General features: G+C 69.5%; 12 protein-coding genes and 1 pseudogene. 2 read left to right on the forward strand and 11 right to left on the reverse strand.

From position 1 onward, the window contains the following. Positions 1 to 236: 236 nt before the first annotated feature. Genes ACIA8X_RS19390 through ACIA8X_RS19400 form a run of 3 tightly spaced genes read right to left on the reverse strand, consistent with a single transcriptional unit; the run spans position 237 to position 5,146 of the window. Positions 237 to 980 (reverse strand): hypothetical protein, encoded by a 744-nt coding sequence (locus ACIA8X_RS19390; protein WP_399458725.1) that lies wholly within the window; start codon positions 978 to 980, stop codon positions 237 to 239. Then, the gene (locus tag ACIA8X_RS19395; protein WP_399458726.1) at positions 977 to 4,924 is read right to left on the reverse strand and encodes a CHAT domain-containing protein; all 3,948 of its coding nucleotides are present in this window, start codon (positions 4,922 to 4,924) and stop codon (positions 977 to 979) included. The genes ACIA8X_RS19390 and ACIA8X_RS19395 overlap by 4 nt, the downstream gene beginning before the upstream one ends. Positions 4,925 to 4,933: 9 nt before the next feature. Beyond that, entirely contained in the window at positions 4,934 to 5,146 is a 213-nt protein-coding gene (locus tag ACIA8X_RS19400) for a hypothetical protein (RefSeq protein ID WP_393442914.1), read from the reverse strand. A gap of 841 nt (positions 5,147 to 5,987) precedes the next feature. On the opposite strand from ACIA8X_RS19400, the gene ACIA8X_RS19405 reads away from it, so the two are divergent. Together ACIA8X_RS19405 and ACIA8X_RS19410 are read left to right on the forward strand one after the other, a co-directional pair. After that, positions 5,988 to 7,229 carry a PP2C family protein-serine/threonine phosphatase gene (locus ACIA8X_RS19405; protein ID WP_393442916.1) on the forward strand — a complete coding sequence of 414 codons (1,242 nt, stop codon included), beginning with the start codon at positions 5,988 to 5,990 and terminating at the stop codon, positions 7,227 to 7,229. Between the two features lie 303 nt (positions 7,230 to 7,532). After that, positions 7,533 to 7,837, forward strand: a pseudogene (locus ACIA8X_RS19410) (transposase); the annotation flags it as partial. Positions 7,838 to 8,066: 229 nt separating this feature from the next. On the opposite strand, the gene ACIA8X_RS19415 reads toward ACIA8X_RS19410, so the two are convergent. The 8 genes from ACIA8X_RS19415 to ACIA8X_RS19450 form a co-directional block, all read right to left on the reverse strand. Next, positions 8,067 to 8,381: a hypothetical protein gene (locus ACIA8X_RS19415; protein ID WP_393442918.1), complete on the reverse strand. Its 315-nt coding sequence runs from the start codon at positions 8,379 to 8,381 to the stop codon at positions 8,067 to 8,069. Positions 8,382 to 8,756: 375 nt separating this feature from the next. Next, on the reverse strand, positions 8,757 to 10,160 hold the full coding sequence (locus tag ACIA8X_RS19420) for an FtsX-like permease family protein (protein WP_399458727.1): 1,404 nt from the start codon (positions 10,158 to 10,160) through the stop codon (positions 8,757 to 8,759). 244 nt (positions 10,161 to 10,404) lie between these two features. Continuing rightward, the gene (locus ACIA8X_RS19425; protein ID WP_393442924.1) at positions 10,405 to 11,394 is read right to left on the reverse strand and encodes a zinc-dependent alcohol dehydrogenase family protein; all 990 of its coding nucleotides are present in this window, start codon (positions 11,392 to 11,394) and stop codon (positions 10,405 to 10,407) included. Beyond that, positions 11,391 to 12,245: a carbohydrate ABC transporter permease gene (locus ACIA8X_RS19430; protein WP_393442926.1), complete on the reverse strand. Its 855-nt coding sequence runs from the start codon at positions 12,243 to 12,245 to the stop codon at positions 11,391 to 11,393. The genes ACIA8X_RS19425 and ACIA8X_RS19430 overlap by 4 nt, the downstream gene beginning before the upstream one ends. After that, positions 12,242 to 13,180, reverse strand: a complete 939-nt coding sequence (locus ACIA8X_RS19435; protein WP_393442928.1) for a carbohydrate ABC transporter permease — start codon at positions 13,178 to 13,180, stop codon at positions 12,242 to 12,244. Before ACIA8X_RS19435 ends, ACIA8X_RS19430 begins: the two co-directional genes overlap by 4 nt. After that, positions 13,177 to 14,544 carry an ABC transporter substrate-binding protein gene (locus ACIA8X_RS19440; RefSeq protein ID WP_393442930.1) on the reverse strand — a complete coding sequence of 456 codons (1,368 nt, stop codon included), beginning with the start codon at positions 14,542 to 14,544 and terminating at the stop codon, positions 13,177 to 13,179. The genes ACIA8X_RS19435 and ACIA8X_RS19440 overlap by 4 nt, the downstream gene beginning before the upstream one ends. Positions 14,545 to 14,658: 114 nt before the next feature. Then, a complete protein-coding gene (locus tag ACIA8X_RS19445; protein WP_393442932.1) occupies positions 14,659 to 15,429 on the reverse strand; it encodes a DeoR/GlpR family DNA-binding transcription regulator in 771 nt (256 codons plus the stop codon). Positions 15,430 to 15,863: 434 nt separating this feature from the next. Beyond that, positions 15,864 to 16,688, reverse strand: a complete 825-nt coding sequence (locus ACIA8X_RS19450) for an NAD-dependent epimerase/dehydratase family protein (protein WP_399458728.1) — start codon at positions 16,686 to 16,688, stop codon at positions 15,864 to 15,866. Positions 16,689 to 16,735: the final 47 nt, after the last annotated feature.

The following is a 16,735-nucleotide window of genomic DNA, read 5'->3' on the forward strand; positions in this document are numbered from 1 at the left end:
GGGACGTGCCCCTTTCGAGGGGCTCTGTCGCTGTTCCCCTGAGGCCATGCTTGGGGCCGAGGGCGAGCACCGCAACCTCGCCGTCGCGACGAACAGTCCGGACCAGCTTGAGAGACGATGCGGGTCTGGAGAGCGCGAGTTCGATTCTCGTCACCCGCTCCAGATTGAAACCCCAGGTCAGTGACCTGGGGTTTGTTGTTGTCCGGTCCATGTCGAGGCGCTGATCGCGCTCTGCCTCAGGCGCCGCTCGTACCCGAGGCAACCCTCGTGTCTCCGTCCCGCGGGTCGGTCCGGCCGCGCAGGTCGATGGTTCGCAATGTGGCGGGGAGATCTGCCCGGTAGGGGATCAGGCCAAAGCGGCGATGCTTGATGGTGGCCGCCACCGTCATATGAGCCTGGACTGGTGCGTCGGCGGTGGCCTTGACGATCAGGGTGAAGGTCTCGTCACCGATCAGGGCGTGACGGCTGGTCGCTTTGACGCGCCATTCCGGGTCGCTGTCCCTTTCGCCCATTCCGATGACGATGAGTTCCTCCCGACCTTGGCCGGGGGTGACTTCGAGCGTGGATTCAATGATCGCGAGTTTGGCGGTCAGCCCAACGGTGGTGGCACGGTCTACCGGGTGGGAGCGCTTCTTGGGAGAGATCGACCAGGCGATCGGCTGTCGGTCCGCAGGCTCACCGGGGGACTCCAGGAGCACGCCGACGGCAGCGTCGGCGAAGGGATCGCCATGTGCCGGTGGGCGGAAGGCGCACGTGAGGCTGAGGAGGAAATAGTCGCTGTGCGACGACTCCGCGGTCAGGAAGCCGAGCCATTCCGCCTCGCCCGCGGCTGCCTCCTCCGCCGTCAGTGGGTGGACGACGGCGGTGCTGAGCGACACCCGCCCCTCGATGCGATGCTGCGGTGCGGGCGACTGCAGCCGGGGCACCTCCACCAGGTCGATCTCGTGAAGCGGGGTCAGGGGCAGTTCCAGATGGGTCACGAAGCAGCTCCGTGGTTCGAATCCGAGTGGCGCCAGTCGCCGATGAAGCAGAACGAGCCCCAGTCCCGGTAGGCCGGGTGGCGGGCGCGGACGGTCGACTGCGCGGTGCGAAAGGCGGCCCGCCGGTCCGGTGCCCGCGCAAGGCACTCGTAGAGCGTCCCGAAGAACTCCGTGGCCACCTGCGGGTGGACCGGCCACAGGCACCCGATGACGGCCGAGGCGCTGGCGGCCAGGAACGCGGCGGGCAGGCCGCGCAGATTGTCATTGACGTCGAACCGGCCCAGGGCGGATTCGCAGGAACTCATCGTCACCAGTTCGACGCCCCGCAGGTCTGCCTGGAGGACGTCGTGGGCGAAGACACGACCGTCGTTGTCCGCATCTGGCGACAGGAACAGGCACTGGTACCACGACGCCCACTCGTTGTGTGCCCCATGCGCGGCCACATGGACGTACCGCGCGTCGGCGAGTTCGCCGAGCAGTCGCCGCGGTGTCGCCGCGGCTCCCAGCACCGTGTGACCGCCCATCGCCGCAGCGACCTGGGCGGCGTGTGTCTCCAGGGCGTCCTGCGCGAGAAGCCCGTGCCGGGCACCCCCGGCCGCGGACGCGAAGGCCACGAGCCCACGCCCGGACGGACGGTGGAGTCCGGGTGCCTGCGTACGGAGGAAGCCCAGGCTCGGCACCTGGGTGACCGTCCAGTCCTCGGCGAGGGGACGGCCGTTGACCTCCAGGAGGTGGTAAGGAAGGTAGTGCAGCGGGCCGTTGGGCCATATGCACAAGTGCCGCTTTCCCTGGGCCCACCAGCTGTCCAGCGAAGCAGTGAAGGCCGCCAGATAAGAGACGCTGTCGTCCCTGAGTCGCCCTTGTGCGTCACGGCTGACCGGCCGATGCAACGGGTCCGCGACGACGCCCTGTCGTAGGGCAGCGACGTGAAAGGCCACCGGGTGGGCGGAGAGAGTGTGCCCCGCGCGCATGAAGCGGATGAGCCCGGCTTCGAAGTTCGGCAGGAGCACGGTGTGGTGCTCCATGTCGTCGCGAGTCACCGCCATGCCGGACAGCGAGGTCACCGGCGCCTCGGTGCCGTCCCGGTGGTGGTGGCCGAGATACAGCGAGAGCAGCACCGTGTCCTCGGTCAGGAGCGCCTGCAACTCGTCGGGGAACATCATCGGCATACGGTCCATGCGGCCTGAGGAGAGGAGTTCCTGACTGATCCACCGGTCCGCGGCACGCTGCATGTTGCGGTGCTCCGTCTCGGCGTCGTTTCCGGGCTCGGACTCGCCGGTGCCAACGTAGAAGAGCATCGCCTCGTCGGGGCCCGGCAGTTCGGGCTCGCCCAGCGGTTCGGACAGCCGCGACTCGTCCGCCCTGATGCGGGCCAGCAGCCGCGAGAGTGGCGCGGTGGGGGTGAACGGGCCGGGCCGTGCGGTGATGACCGTGAAGTCGAGTCCCTTGGCGGCTTGGTGAAGCGCCATCATCAGGCCGTACGAGATGGTGGAACCGCTCAGTTTGACGATCAGCTGTTGGTACAGATCCCGGAGCTTCCAGCCGATGACCTCGTCGATGCCGCCCCGAAGCCATACGGCGGCGGGGATCAGTGCCGCCACGGCCTCGCCGGCGTTGTTCTCGTCGGCTGCCAGAGCACCGCGCAGCCCGGCATCGAGGCTGTTCAGCGCCATGTCGATCTGGCCGCACAAGGCATAGGCGGCAAGTGCGTCGGCGAAGTGACCTGCGGCGAGGGCATGCTGTCCCGTCGCCGACGTGCGCAGTCCCATGTCGTACGAGAGCGTGCCGTCGAGGTAGTCGAGTGCCGGTGGAGACTGGCCGAACAGCTCAGGAGCCACCTCCCGTGCCTCCGCTATGAGAGCGCGGCCGATGTGCTCCTCATCGCTTCCGCGGGCGTGCGCTGCGAGATGGATGAAGGTCGCCGCGCGCTGCTCGGGAGGCCAGCCGTCCCGGTCCGCGATGGTGCGGAATTGTCCCGCGGCCACCTCCACTCGGATCGGCCCCGGGGAGCAGCGCATGCGGTTGTCCGCCAGGCAGTGCACTTCACTGGCCCAGCGGCGCCGGCGGTAGGAATCGCCGGGCAGGTCCGGCAGTTCGCGGTCGGCGATCTCGATCAGCTGGAACTCCAGGTCCGGCCGACGGGCCTCCTCGGCGAGCGTGAGCGCCTCGGCGAAGACGCTCGCGGCCTCCCGCATCCCCTGCCGGTCACGGATGGCGGCCAGCGGCAGGGGCAGCAGGTCCTGAACGTCGCCGGGCAGCGAGAGCTCACCCAGTAGGCACAGGACTCTCAGCAGGTACAGATGAGTGAGGGGATCCTCGGCCGGATCCAGCAGGTCGCACGCCTCACGGGCAGCCGCCCGTATCTCCTCGTCGCGCGACTCCTGCCTGAGGCCGGCGACCATGGACAGCGCCTCGGCCAGGGCTTTGAGGACACGCCCCCGCCGGTGCCCGTGCGACAGTGCGGCGGCCTCGCGCAGATACGGGAGCGCCTCCTCGGCGGCGACCAAGGGAGGAGGCATCTCCGCGGTTTCCGGCGCGCCGGAATCGTCGGGGTGGATCGAGCGGTGCCGAGCCTGGCGTTCGCGCCACAGATCGTGGGCCGACTCGAAGGTCAGTCCCGACATGTTCCCCAGATACGGGCTGACGCGCAGCAGCCCAGCGGCGAACAGTGTCTCCGCGAGTTCGGTGACGTCCTCGGCGCGGCCGCTCTCGCGCAGCACGGCGATCTGTTCGTCCGCAACGGCACAGACGTGGCGGAAGAGCAGCCCGTCGGCCACGTCGATCAGTGCGAGCCGTCCTGCCTCGACGTAGGCATCGGCCGCCCACCACCAGGGCGTTCCCGGTCTCGCGGCCCAACGGGCGTGCGCAGCCTCCAGCGCGAGGGTCAGCGCCGGCACCGCGTCACGCGGCTCGCCGGCACTCACCCGACGTATGGCTCCCAACACCACGGACTCGACAGCGGCCTCCGAGAGCACGAGTGACGGGTCCTTCACCCGGCGTATGGCCTCGCTCTCTGTCACCACGCGCGCCGAGAGCTGTCCGGCGAGCGCGACCAGGGTCCGGGCCTGGCGCCGAACCTCGGGATCGTCCGCGTGGGGCACGCCGTCCTCAGCCACGGCTGGGGCGTCGGGCTGGGGAGACTCGTCGGCCCCGCCGGCTCTCCTGGCGCGGGAAGTCCACTCGAGAAGAAGTCTCATGACTCTGCTCAGGTTGGCGAGGTGCGCCTCGCGATGGGCGCCGTTCGTCAGGTCGACCGCCTGACGCAACCACCTGGCCGCTTCGCGGAGCAGGGCTACGACGTCGTCCCCCTCCCCGACTGTCGCTTCCACTGCTTCCACTGCTGCCACTGCTTCCGCGCGACGGCCGAGAACCGATCCGAGTCCGGCTGCCGCACGCGCATACGCGGAGGCGTCCCCGGCAGCGTCCACGAGAGCATCCCGACAGGCACTCTCGGCCCGAACGAGATCCCTGATGTCCCCTGCGACCTCGAAGCGGCGTACGAGGGCATCGGCGAAGGATGATCGGCGGCTCACGCGCCGCAGGGCCGACGGCTCCGGGAGAGCGGCCACCCTGGCCAGCAGCTCTACCGCGGCATCGGCGTCGGCGCTCCGTTCCACCGCAGGACGGTCGGGGAGAGCCGCGCGGTGTTGGAGTGCGAGGCCGTGGAGGGTGTCCCGGTACGAGTTGTCACCGCTGTCCGCCACGGTCCTGATCAGACTGATGGCCTGGTCGAGGGCAACGACGTCACCCGTCTCCTCGGCATCGACGACCAGATCTGCCGCATGGTCCAGCGGGTCGCTCCACGGGTCGTACCCGGTCTCATCGGCGAACCGGGGCCACAGCTCACGCGGCACTCGCCGGTGATCGACCAGGTAGAGCAGGCCGAACACACCGATGGCTGTCTCGAGGTCCTCAGCGGCAAGGGCGCCGTTCCTGTGCGCCACGGAGCGCGCCTAATAGAACGCGGCAATGGTGTGAAGGACATCGGGGTCGGCCTCTTCGGGGCGCCCGTCGACCGAGGAGAAGAGATTCACCGCGAGAGCCAAGGCATCGTCTTCGAGTACGCGCTGCGGCTCTCCGCCGTCGCCGAACTCCCGTACGCGGGCGGCCAGCTCACTGAGTCGCGTGTCCTCCACGAATCCCCCGTCCCCCGTTGGAGTACTCATGGTAGAGAGGGCGACACGAGCGACCCGGACGAATTGTCGATCCACACAGGGGCCACACACCCCTACTGGGAGCCGAACCGGTTCCGCCCCTGTCGACACCGCCCGAGACAAACCACCAGCGCACTTCCGGTCCGGGCAACACCGCGAGCTGCATGACCTTTGTCTGGCCCGAGATCACGCCCGAGTTGTACGACGCGGTGCGCAAGAGAGCCGGAGTTCTTCCCGCTCCACAGGTGCTTCGTCGCTCCGGGCGTCAGAGGCGCTGCCTGACGCCCGCGTCAGCGAATACCGTCCACCCCGGGCACTGCGAGAACATTTCACGCGTATCGGGCATACGATAGCAAGTGGGCGAGTGCACTCTCACGTGCCAGAGCCCGGAAGGGCGGCCCCGGTGTGCATACGCCGGGGCCGTTGTGGCATCGCCTCCGTGTTTCCCGGCGGACCCGGACCTACGGGTCCGCCGGGTGCATCCGCCCCGGAACCCGCTCCCGGAGCCCTGTGCCGCCACAGCCGTCCCAGAGCCTGGGCCGGGCCGTCACCCGTCCCACTTTCCGGAGGGCGAGGAGGGCCTCTCGCACCCATGTCCCCGTCGGCCCAAGCCTCTTGTTGCGACGGGTGTTTGGGGGCGACATGCCGCCTGTGGCGTAATCAGCTCGTTGCACCGGTCGGCGATGCAAGCCTGTGCCGGTCGGCAGCGTCGGGCCACGCTGATCGCCGTTGACCGCCGGTTGGATCCGAGCGGGTCGGGGTGTGCGTTTCGTCGGGACATGTGGTCGGAATATTGCAGGCGCCGTTCCGGCCGGCATCCCCATGCCCCGGGACGAAGGGAAGCAGAACAGCGATGACGGACGGTGGGCGCAAGCCGGACAGGATCGGGGTGGACCGGTCGGAGGGGTTTGGCGAACGGCTGCTGGGGGTGCTGCTGGACCGGGCCCACGAGATGCCGCCGGAGTTGATCGCCCCACTCGTCGCGGAAGAGGTGGCCAGGGTCGGGGGGCGGGAGGTCTCCATCCTCCTGCAGGACTACGAACAGGTGCTGCTGGTGCCGCTGCGGGGCCGAAGGCTGAAGGTCGGCGGCCCCGAGCCGGTCGAGGACTCCCCGGCCGGCGAGGCGTTCCTGAGCCGCAGAACGGTAGAGGTGCCGCAGGACGGCAGTGTGCGGATGTACCTGCCGCTGCTGGACGGCAGCGACCAGATCGGGGCGATGGCCGTCACCCTGGACAGTGTCGATGACGACGACCGGCGGCTGCTCCGCAGACTCGCCGGTCTCGTCGCGGACATGATCGTCACCAAGGACGCCTACACCGACCTGTTCTTCCAGGCCCGCCGCAGCGCCCCGATGAGCGTGGCCGCGGAGATCCAGTGGTCGTTGCTGCCCCCGCTGTCGATGACCGTTCCGCAGGTCGAGGTGGCCGGGATCCTGGAGCCCGCCTACGACGTGGCCGGCGACAGCTTCGACTACGCCCTCAACGGCGACATCCTTCACGTGGCCATGATCGACGCGATGGGCCACGGGCTGGACGCGGCGACCATGGCGACGGTGGCCATCGGTGCCTATCGCCACACGCGACGGGCCCATACCGATCTGTCCCAGGTGTACGCGTTCATGGACAAGGCCATCGATGAGCAGTTCGGTCCCGACCACTTCGTCACCGCACAGATGATGGTTCTGAACATCGCCACAGGCCGGCTGCACTGGGTCAACGCCGGCCACCCGGCTCCGTTCCTGATCCGAGACCGCGCTGTGGTGGACCGGCTGGAGAGCCCGACCACCTTGCCGGTCGGCTTCGGCGGTGAGGACCCGGTGGTCAGTGAACGGACTCTGCAACCCGGGGACCGTTTGCTGTGCTTCACCGACGGCCTGTTCGAGGAGCACCAGACCGGCAGGGAACAGTTCGGTGAGGAGCAGCTCATCGAGTGGACCAACCGCGTCCTCCGCGACCGTACCCAGGTACGGACGGTGGTGCGAGCGCTCTCCCACACCCTGAAGCAGGAACGTGGCGGCACCACGAGTGACGACGCGACCATCTTCCTGGTCGAGTGGCGAGGCGGGGACGCCGATCATCTCGCCACCCTCGACTGAGCCCGCGATGAAGGCGCGCCGGACCGGGGCAAGTGATGTGGCTCGACGCAGAAGCCGCTTCCCCGCGCAAGCACCGTCACTTCCCAAGCTGAGAGCGCGAGTTCGATTCTCGTCACCCGCTCCACGACCAAGGCCCAGGTCAAGCCCTCCGTTACACGATGAGGATCCGGCCGACAACGCGGCCAGCCGGTCTTGAGATGTCGCGAACACCGGACGGCCTTTCTGATTACTTGTTGACTTCGGCATGGTGGCTGGTAGTTGAGCCGGTTGTCGGGCCCGGGCTGCCATGTCGCTGACGATCTCGTGGACGATCGGGGCGCACTGGCCGGCCTCGTGTATGTGCTCCGCAAGGGTGTGACCTGGCGAGACGTACCAGCCGAGACGATCTGCCGCAGTGGCGTCACGTGCTGGCGTCGCCTGCGGGAGTGGACCGAAGCAGGAGTCTGGCCTCGCCTTCACCAGGTCCTGCTCATCGAGCTCCGCCGCGCCGAACTCGCGGACATGGACGACTGCGCCATCGACGGCTCACACGTGAGGGCACTCAATGGGGGGCTCACGCGGGGCCATCGCCGGTCGACCGCAGCCGCCCCGGCTCCAAGCACCATGTGACGTCATCGGGCAGCGACCTGCGGAACAACGGGGAACCTCGGCAGCTTCCCGAGAACGAGCAGGTCAGCGTCTCTCCAGCTCAGTCCGGTCCGCATACGCGATCTTCAAACCGAGATGGCGGCACGCGGCCATGAAGAGGGCGAAAGGCAGGGGCCGACAGTGTTCGTCTGCGCGATGGTGCGGCTCGGCGCCCCATCGAACACCGGTCGCGTGCCTGAGCGAATGGGTTCAGAAGATCGGCGTCTGCGCTTCGACTTCGGTGAGTCCTTCCTCCATGGTCAGCGACGGCAGCACGCGGACGCGGTTCCAGTGAGGGAGGCGAGACTCCATCAGCAAGCGGTCCACGTTCTCGACCTTGTCGGACTGCACGACGATGACAATCGTGTGTTCGCGGTTGACGAAGGGGCCGGCCACGATCTCGACGCCCGCCTTCTGGGCGAGGTTCGGGATGTCAGGGGCGGTCTGCAGCATCAGGTCGCGCGTTGTCGCGTTGGAGGTCGGACAGACTTCCGGAGTGTGGGTCGCGATCAGGACGAAATGCATCTTGAGGTTCCCTTCCAGTCGAGGGCCCTTGATCTCAGCCTAGGCCGCCCCGAGGTGCTCCGCGAACGGCAATCCCGGCTCCGACCGGCGGCGGAGGGCTCGCGCCCGCGTCCGAAGGGTCCGTTTCGCGGATCTGCGAGCCTCGGGCCGTCTCTGGGCCGTCCGAGGCCAGCCGACAACGACAGCCGCCGACGACTCTCATGGCCGAGCTGGACGAGCTGAGAACACGGACCCGTGACGACATCAGCCGACTCGTCGGCTCAGCGAAGCAGCACCTTTGAGGTGCTTGCACAGGTCGCTGGGCTGAGTTCGAACGCCGACGGGAACCGCACCACAAAATGATCGCGGCTTCCTGCGGGCCCTGCGGACGGTTGCTCACGCCCGCCGCATACGCCGCAGAGCGACGCGGGCCGGGAGGACGGTGGCCGCCGTGCCGAGCAGCAGGCAGCCTGTCACCACGCCCGTGAGCCAGGGCCAGGCCAGCGACAACTCCACTGGCAGGCCCAGCTCCTGGCGAAGGCCGTGGACCGTGCCGAACAGGGCCGGGGCGGCCGCCGCCAGGCCCAGGGCCGCGCCCAGGGTGACGACACAGCACGTTTCGGCTGTAAGGGCCAGCAGCACCTGGCGGGGCGTCGCACCGGACAGGCGCAGTACGCGGAAGTCGCGCACCCGGCCCGCGGTGGCCGTCAGCAAAGTGGAGGCGACGGCGATCGCCGTGTAGCCCGCCGATACGGCGACGAGCATCAGGGTGAAGATCCACACGAGCCGGTCCTCCTCGGCGTCGTCCGAGGCCGCGTACGCCTCCACGGAGACCTCGTCGGCGCTGAGCCCGGACGGGAGGGGTGTGGGGGCGTGGGTCGTGCGGTAGGCGACGTCCGCCAGTGCGGACGGGTCGTGGTCGCGTACCAGGTCGCGAGGGAGGAGGACCTGGTACGGCATCGAGTCGTCCACCACGGCCGTCACACGCAACTTCCGCGTACGGCCGTCCTCAAGGGTGAGTGGGGCGACCTGGCCCTTCCGCCAGCCGTGCGCGGCCGCCACTGCCTCCGTGACGACGACCGTCTCGCCAAAGGGCGCGGACACGGCGTACACCCGCTCGAAACCGGACGACACCCCGGCCGCGGACAGGGCCGCTCCGCCGTCACCGCCGTACACGGTCGTCGACAGCAGTGACGTGCCCTCGCCCCGGGCCACCGCCGCGTCCGACAGGCCCGGCGTTCCTCTGGGCACCACCGCCGCCTCTGCCTGTACGGCCGCGGCCTGCCGGGAGGTGTCGGCACTCCGGGTCGTCTGCACGGTGCTGGTGATCAGTACGGCGAAAGCGACGGTCGCCAGCACCGGGGCGACGGTGGCGGAGGTTCGGCGCACCGCGGTGATCATGTTCTCGCGTACGAGCACAGCCGTCGCACCGGGGCGCCGGGCGAGCGGCCGGGTCAGTGCCCCGATGACGGGTCCGACAAGCACCGGTGCGAGGAGGGTCAGGCCGACTGTCAGGCTCATCGCCGTGCCGAGCGCCAGCAGCACGATGGCGTCGGCCCCCGCGAAGGCCGTGCCCACCGAGCAGACCGCGCCCACGGCCGTCGCCGCCAGCCCGGCGACCCAGCGGCGCCGCGTCATCGGCCGGCTGTCCACGGCCGCCTCCCGCATCGCCTCCAGCGGCTTCACCCGGGACGCCCGGCGCGACGCTGTCCCCACGCCGACGAGGGCCACCACCACGCCCGAGGCGAAGGCCCCGGTCCGCCGACAGGCGGGCGGCATGACCGTAGACGGCCCGGGCATGCGCGCCGAACAGTTCGGCGAAGGCGTCCGGATCGCCGGCGCGTATCCGGTCACGCAGGGAAAGTTCCACAACCAGCCCTGTCCGCTCGGCACTCGTCGTCTCTGTGGCGACGATCACACCACGAGCGGATCTTCCAACGCGCCTCGCGCGCGAACGCAGGGACGGCCGGCCCGGCCGACGCCCATCCCCCCCGGACCTTCGCCCCCGCCAGGGGGCAGAGCCCACTGGCGGGGGCGGAAAACCCTACGGCACCACCACGATCTTCCGCCCCACCCCAGAAGCGAACTGCTCCAACGCCTCCGGATACCGCTCCAGCGGGATCCGGTCGCTGATGAAGATCTCCGGATCCAGCACCCCGTTCGCGAACAGCTCCGCCGCCCGCTCGAAGCTGTGCAGGACGGCCATGGAGCCCGTGATCGTGATCTCCTGGTTGTAGATGCGGTACGGGTCGATCGTCACGCGCGTCGCGTAGTCCGCCACCCCGAACTGCAGGAACGTGCCCGCCTTCGCCACCCGGTCCAGGCCGTCCTGGATCGCGGCCGCGTTGCCCGTGGCGTCGACGACCAGGTCCCAGCCCTGTGGGCGGTCCAGTTCGTCGGGGTTCGCGGCGGAGGCCGAGACGCCGAGCCTGCGGGCGGTCTCCAGGCGGGACGGGTTCACGTCCACCACGTCCACGCTCGCCGCCCCCGTCCGCTTGGCCAGCTCCAGCATCATCAGGCCCATCGTGCCCGAGCCGTAGATCAGGACGTGGGCGCCGAGGCGGGACTGGAGGACGTCGTAGCCGCGGACGGCGCACGAGAGGGGTTCCACCAGTGCCGCGTCCTGGGTGCGGACGTGCTCGGGGAGCCGTACGCAGTTCGCCACCGGGGCCACCGCGTACTGCGCCGCGCCGCCCGCCGTCGTCACGCCGATCGCCGCCCAGCGTTCGCAGAGGTTGTTGTGGCCCGTGCGGCAGTAGCGGCATTCGTAGCAGTACAACGACGGGTCGACCGCGACCCGGTCGCCCACCGACACCTCCGTGACCTGGGTGCCGACCCCGACCACCTCCCCCGCGAACTCGTGTCCGGGCACGATCGGCAGCTTGGGCGCGAACTCGCCCTGGAGGATGTGCAGATCCGTGCCGCACAGGCCGCAGGCCGCGACCTCGACGACGACCTCGCGCGGGCCCGGCGTCGGGTCGGGGACCTCGGCGACGACGGCCTTGCCCACGGACTCGATGACGGCGGCCTTCATTTCACGGCTCCCAACGACAGGCCCTGGACCAGCTTGTCCTGGGCGGCGAACCCCGCGGCGAGCACCGGCAGGGAGATGACGAGCGACGCGGCGCACACCTTCGCCAGGAACAGGCCCTGGCTGGTGATGAAGCCGGTCAGGAAGACGGGGGCGGTCTCCGCCACCACGCCGGTCAGTACTCGGGCGAACAGCAGCTCGTTCCAGCTGAAGATGAAGCAGATGAGGGCTGTGGCTGCGATGCCCGGGAGGGCGATGGGGGCTACGACACGGGTCAGGATCGTCGGCAGCCTCGCGCCGTCCACCCTTGCCGCCTCGATGATCGCGACCGGGACCTCCGCCAGGAAGGACTGCATCATCCACACCGCGATCGGCAGGTTCATGGAGGTGTAGAGGATGACCAGCAGCCATATGTTGTCGAGCATGTCCGTGTTCTTCGCGAACAGGTAGAGCGGCAACAGGCCCGCCACGGCCGGCAGCATCTTCGTCGACAGGAAGAAGAACAGGACGTCCGTCCACTTCTTCACCGGGCGGATCGAGAGGGCGTACGCCGCCGGGAGGGCCAGGACCAGGACGAACAGGGTCGAGGCGACGGACGCCACCGTCGAGTTGATCAGCGCCGGCCAGGGGCTCGCCCCACCGCCCGCGCCGAAGAACTCCCGGTAGCCGTCCAGCGTCAGCGACGCGGCGAAGGACGGCGGGTTGGTCGCCGCGTCCTGCTCGGAGTGGAAGGACGTCAGGGCCATCCACGCGATCGGCAGGAAGAACAGGATCCCGAGCAGCCAGGCCACCAGGCCCAGGCCAACTCCCTTGCGGCGGCTGGGAGTACGAAGTCGTACGGCTGCTGCACTCATGCGCGTGACACCTCCTCGCGGAACAGGGACGACACCACGCGCAGCGCGAAGGTCGCGATGATGATCGAGCCGATGACCACCAGGACGCCCGCGGCCGAGGCGAGGCCGTTCTCATGGGCCTGGTAGAAGCTCTGGTAGACGGTGTAGGGAAGGTTGGCGGTGCCCAGGCCGCCGGACGTGATCGTGAAGACCGCGTCGAAGTTCTGGACGATGTAGATCGAGCCCAGCAGGGCGCCGAGTTCGAGGTAGCGGCGCAGGTGGGGGAGGGTGAGGTGGCGGAAGATCTGCCAGTCGCTCGCGCCGTCGACCCGGGCCGCCTCGATCTGCTCGTTGTCGCGGCTCTGCAGGCCGGCCAGCAGGATCAGCATCATGAACGGCGTCCACTGCCAGACGAGGGAGGCTTCGACCGCGAGGAGTGGTGTGTTGGAGATCCAGTCCGGTTGTGGGCCGCCCACATAGTGCAACAACCCATTGAACAGGCCGTATTCGGGGTTGTAGAGCACATGTTTCCAGAGCAGGGCCGCCGCCACCGGTACCACCAGGAACGGGGCGATCAGCAGGGTGCGGACCACACCCCGGCCCTTGAACTTCCGGTCCAGCAGCAGTGCCAGGACCAGACCCAGGACCAGGCTGGCCAGCACCACCGCGGCCGTCAGCAGCACGGTCGTCCACACCGACTGGCGCAGGTCGGCGTCGGTGAGGACCTCCCGGTAGTTGTCGATGCCGGCGAATTGGCGGGCGTCGGGATAGAGGGAGTTCCAGTCGAAGAACGAGATCACCAGCGTGGCCACGAAGGGCAGCTGGGTCACCACGATCATGAAGATCAGGGCGGGCAGCAGGGGGGCTCGGGTCGCCCAGGCGCGCAGCCGGGCGGAGGGCCTGCGGGTCGTGTGCACGGGTGTCGTGGCCACGGGGGCCGTTGTCGTCGCTGTCATCGCCCCTCGTACTCCTCGGAGATCTTCTCGGCGAGCTGCTGGGACTTCTTCAGGGCCGACTCGACGGACTGGCGTCCGGCGATGGCCGCGCTGATCTCCTGGGAGACCTTGGTGCCGAGATCGGTGAACTCGGGGATGCCGACGAACTGGATGCCGGGCGCGGGGCGCGGCTGTACGCCGGGGTCGTTCGGGCGGGCGCCTTCGATGGCCTCCTTCGTCATCTCCTGGAAGGCGGCCGCCTCCTCGCGGTACGCGGGGTTGGCGTAGGTGGAGGCGCGCTTGCCGGCCGGGACGTTGGACCAGCCGATCTCGTCGCCGACCAGCTGCTCGTACTGCTTGCTCGACGCCCAGGAGACGAACTTCCAGGCCTTGTCGGGGTTGCGGGACGCCTGCTGGATGCCCCAGGCCCAGGTGTAGAGCCAGCCGGCGGACTCCGTCTTCTCGACGGGCGCGGGTGCGTAGCCGACCTTGCCCTTGACCGGGGACTTCGCCGCCTCCAGGGAACCGGCCGCGGAGGTGGCGTCGTACCACATGGCGACCTTGCTCTGGGTCATGTTGTTCAGGCACTCGGCGAAGCCGGACTGGGCGGCCCCCGACTCACCGTGCTCGCGCACCAGGTCGACATAGAACTTCGTCGCCTTCTGCCACTCGGGGGAGTCCAGCCGCGCCTTCCAGCCCTTGTCGAACCAGGTGCCGCCGAAGGTGTTCACCACGGTGGTGAGCGGGGCCATCACCTCGCCCCAGCCGGGCAGGCCGCGCAGACAGATGCCCTTCATGCCCGGCTCGGCGCCGTCCACCTTCGCGGCGAGGTCCGCCACCTGCTGCCAGGTGGGGTGCGCGGGCATCGTCAGCCCCTCCTTCTGGAACACGTCCTTGCGGTACATCAGGAAGGACGACTCGCCGTAGAAGGGCTGGCCGTAGAGCTTGCCGTCGTCGCCGGTCAGGGACTGGCGCATCGGCTTGAGGACGTCCTGCTCGTCGTACGCCGGGTCCTTGGCGACGTAGGAATTCATCTCCTGCAGCCAGCCGTTGCGGGCGTAGATCGGTATCTCGTAGTTGGAGAGGGTGGCGACGTCGTACTGGCCCGCCTGGTTGGCGAAGTCCTGGCTGATCTTGTCGCGGACGTCGTTCTCGGGCAGGACGGTGAAGTTGACCTTGATGCCGGTCTCTTCGGTGAAGCGGGGGGCGAGCTTCTGCAGCTCGGTCATCTGGGGGTTGTTGACCATGAGGACGTTGATCGAGTCGCCGCCCGACCCGGCCCCGCCGGCTCCGACCCAGCAGCCGGAGAGCAGCGGGGCGAGCAGCGTCCCTGCGGCGGCCGCGACGAGCGTGGCTCGCGACCTCCGCCGGCTCTGGGTTCGCATGGATCGCTCCTGGACATATGGGGGACGTATGGAGGGATGACGTATGAGGAGATAGGGGAGATAAAGGGCGCTGTCGGGAATGGATGTGCCTTGCAGGGGACATGAGTTGGAAGGTCAGACGCGGAGGACCTGAGGTCCCAGTAGCGAGTACCGATGTGCCTCGGCGGCCGGAAGCAGCGTGCTCGTCACGATCGTCTCCAGCGCGCCGATGTCGGCGAACCGGCAGAAACTGACCGCTCCGAACTTGGTGTGGACGCCCGCGAACACCGTGCGGCGCGCGGCCCTGATCGCCTGCGCCTTGACCTCGCTCACCGCCGGGTCGGGGGTGGTGAGGCCGTGCTCGCGGGAGATGCCGTTGGCGCCGATGAACGCCAGGTCGATGACGAATCCGGCCAGCATCTTCGTCGTCCAGTGGTCGACCGTGGCGAGGGTGCCGGGCCGCACCCGGCCGCCGAGCAGCAGCACGGAGGCGTGCTCCGCCTCGGCGAGGGCGCCCGCGACCGGCAGGGACGCGGTGACCACGGTCAGCGGCCGGTCGGTGGGCAGGGCCTCGGCGATGAGCTGCGGGGTGAAGCCCTCGTCGACGAAGACCGTCTCGGCGTCCCCGAGCAGCTCGGCCGCGGCGGCCGCGACCCGGCGCTTCTCGGGGACATGGCTGGTGGCGCGGAAGGCGAGCGTCGTCTCGAAGCCGGCGCTCTCCACCGGGTAGGCGCCGCCATGGGTACGACGGAGCAGGCCGTGGTCCTCCAGGACGCGCAGATCCCGCCGCACGGTCTCCTTGGCCACGCCCAGCTCGGCGGCGAGCGCGGTCACGTCGACCGAGCCGTCACGGCGTGCGGCGAGCACGATCTCGCGTTGGCGTTCTTCCGCCGTATGCGTGCTCATGATCGACACCTGCCTTCCGCTTCGCTGCCCGTTCGGGCCCGGTGGGGCCCATGGGGGAAGTTCTACAGCGGGGGTTCGGCGCTGACCAGGTCTGTTGCCTGCCCGATGCTGCCCGTGTATGCCCGTTCACCGTGCGCGGTGCCCGTCGCGGACCTGCATGGTTGTGATGCGGCGCGTGAGATCGGGCGCTCGCGACGCCCGAATGCGGCGGGGGGGGGGGGGGGGGGGGGGGGGGGCCCCCCCCCCCCCCCCCCCCCCCCAAAGGCCCCGGGGTCGAAGGGGCGGCAGCCCCTGGGGATGGGACGGGTAGGGGCGCCGGCGGGGGGGGGGGGGGGGGGGGGGGGGGGGGCGCGGCGCCCCCGGGGGGGGGGGGGGGGGGGCGCGGGGGGGGCCCCCCCCGCCGCTCGCGACGCCATGTCGACGATGTGTTCCGGTCAGTACGGCCAGATGGGTGGGTCGCTCACGAAGTGGCCGCCCAGGTAGGCGTGCGCGATGTTGTCCGGGTCGAGCTCGCCCTGCTCGGCGACGATCTTCTCGGCGTACGGCTCGGAGTCGTCCTGCGGCTCGTAGCCGAGGGAGCGGGCGGTGGTCAGGTCCCACCACAGGCGGGTGTTCGCGGAGGAGCCGTAGACGACGGTGTGCTCGACGTTCTCGGCGGTCAGGGCCGCGTGGAAGAGCCGGGCGCCGTCGGCGGGGCTCATCCACACCGAGAGCATGCGCACGCTGGTCGGCTCGGGGAAGCAGGAGCCGATGCGCACGGACACCGTCTCCAGGCCGTACTTGTCCCAGTAGAACTGCGCGAGGTCCTCGCCGAAGGACTTGGACAGGCCGTAGAAGGTGTCGGGGCGGCGCGGGGTGTCGATGGGGATCAACGCGCTCGCGTCATGGGGTGCGGTGCCCTCGGGGCGGGGCGTGAAGCCCACCGCGTGGTTGGAGGAGGCGAAGACGATGCGGCTCACGCCCTCCTCGCGGGCGGCCTCGTACAGGTGGTAGGTGCCCTCGATGTTCGCCCGGAGGATCTTCTCGAACGGGGCTTCCAGGGAGATGCCCGCGAGGTGGATGATCGCGTCGACGCCCCGCACGGCCTCGCGCACGGCCTCCTTGTCGGCGAGGTCGGCGACGATCGCGTCCGGCGCGCCCTCGACGGGGCGCAGATCGAGCAGTCGCAGGTCGTAGCCGTACGCCGGGAGCAGGTCCCGCATCAGGGTGCCGAGCCCGCCGGCGGCGCCGGTGAGCAGAACGGTGCGGGGTGCGGGCATCCTCGGGTCTCCTTGGGGGCGTCGGCCGCCTGTATGCACGGTATTCA

This window comes from Streptomyces sp. NPDC051738 (genome assembly GCF_044453205.1).
GTDB lineage: Bacteria > Actinomycetota > Actinomycetes > Streptomycetales > Streptomycetaceae > Streptomyces.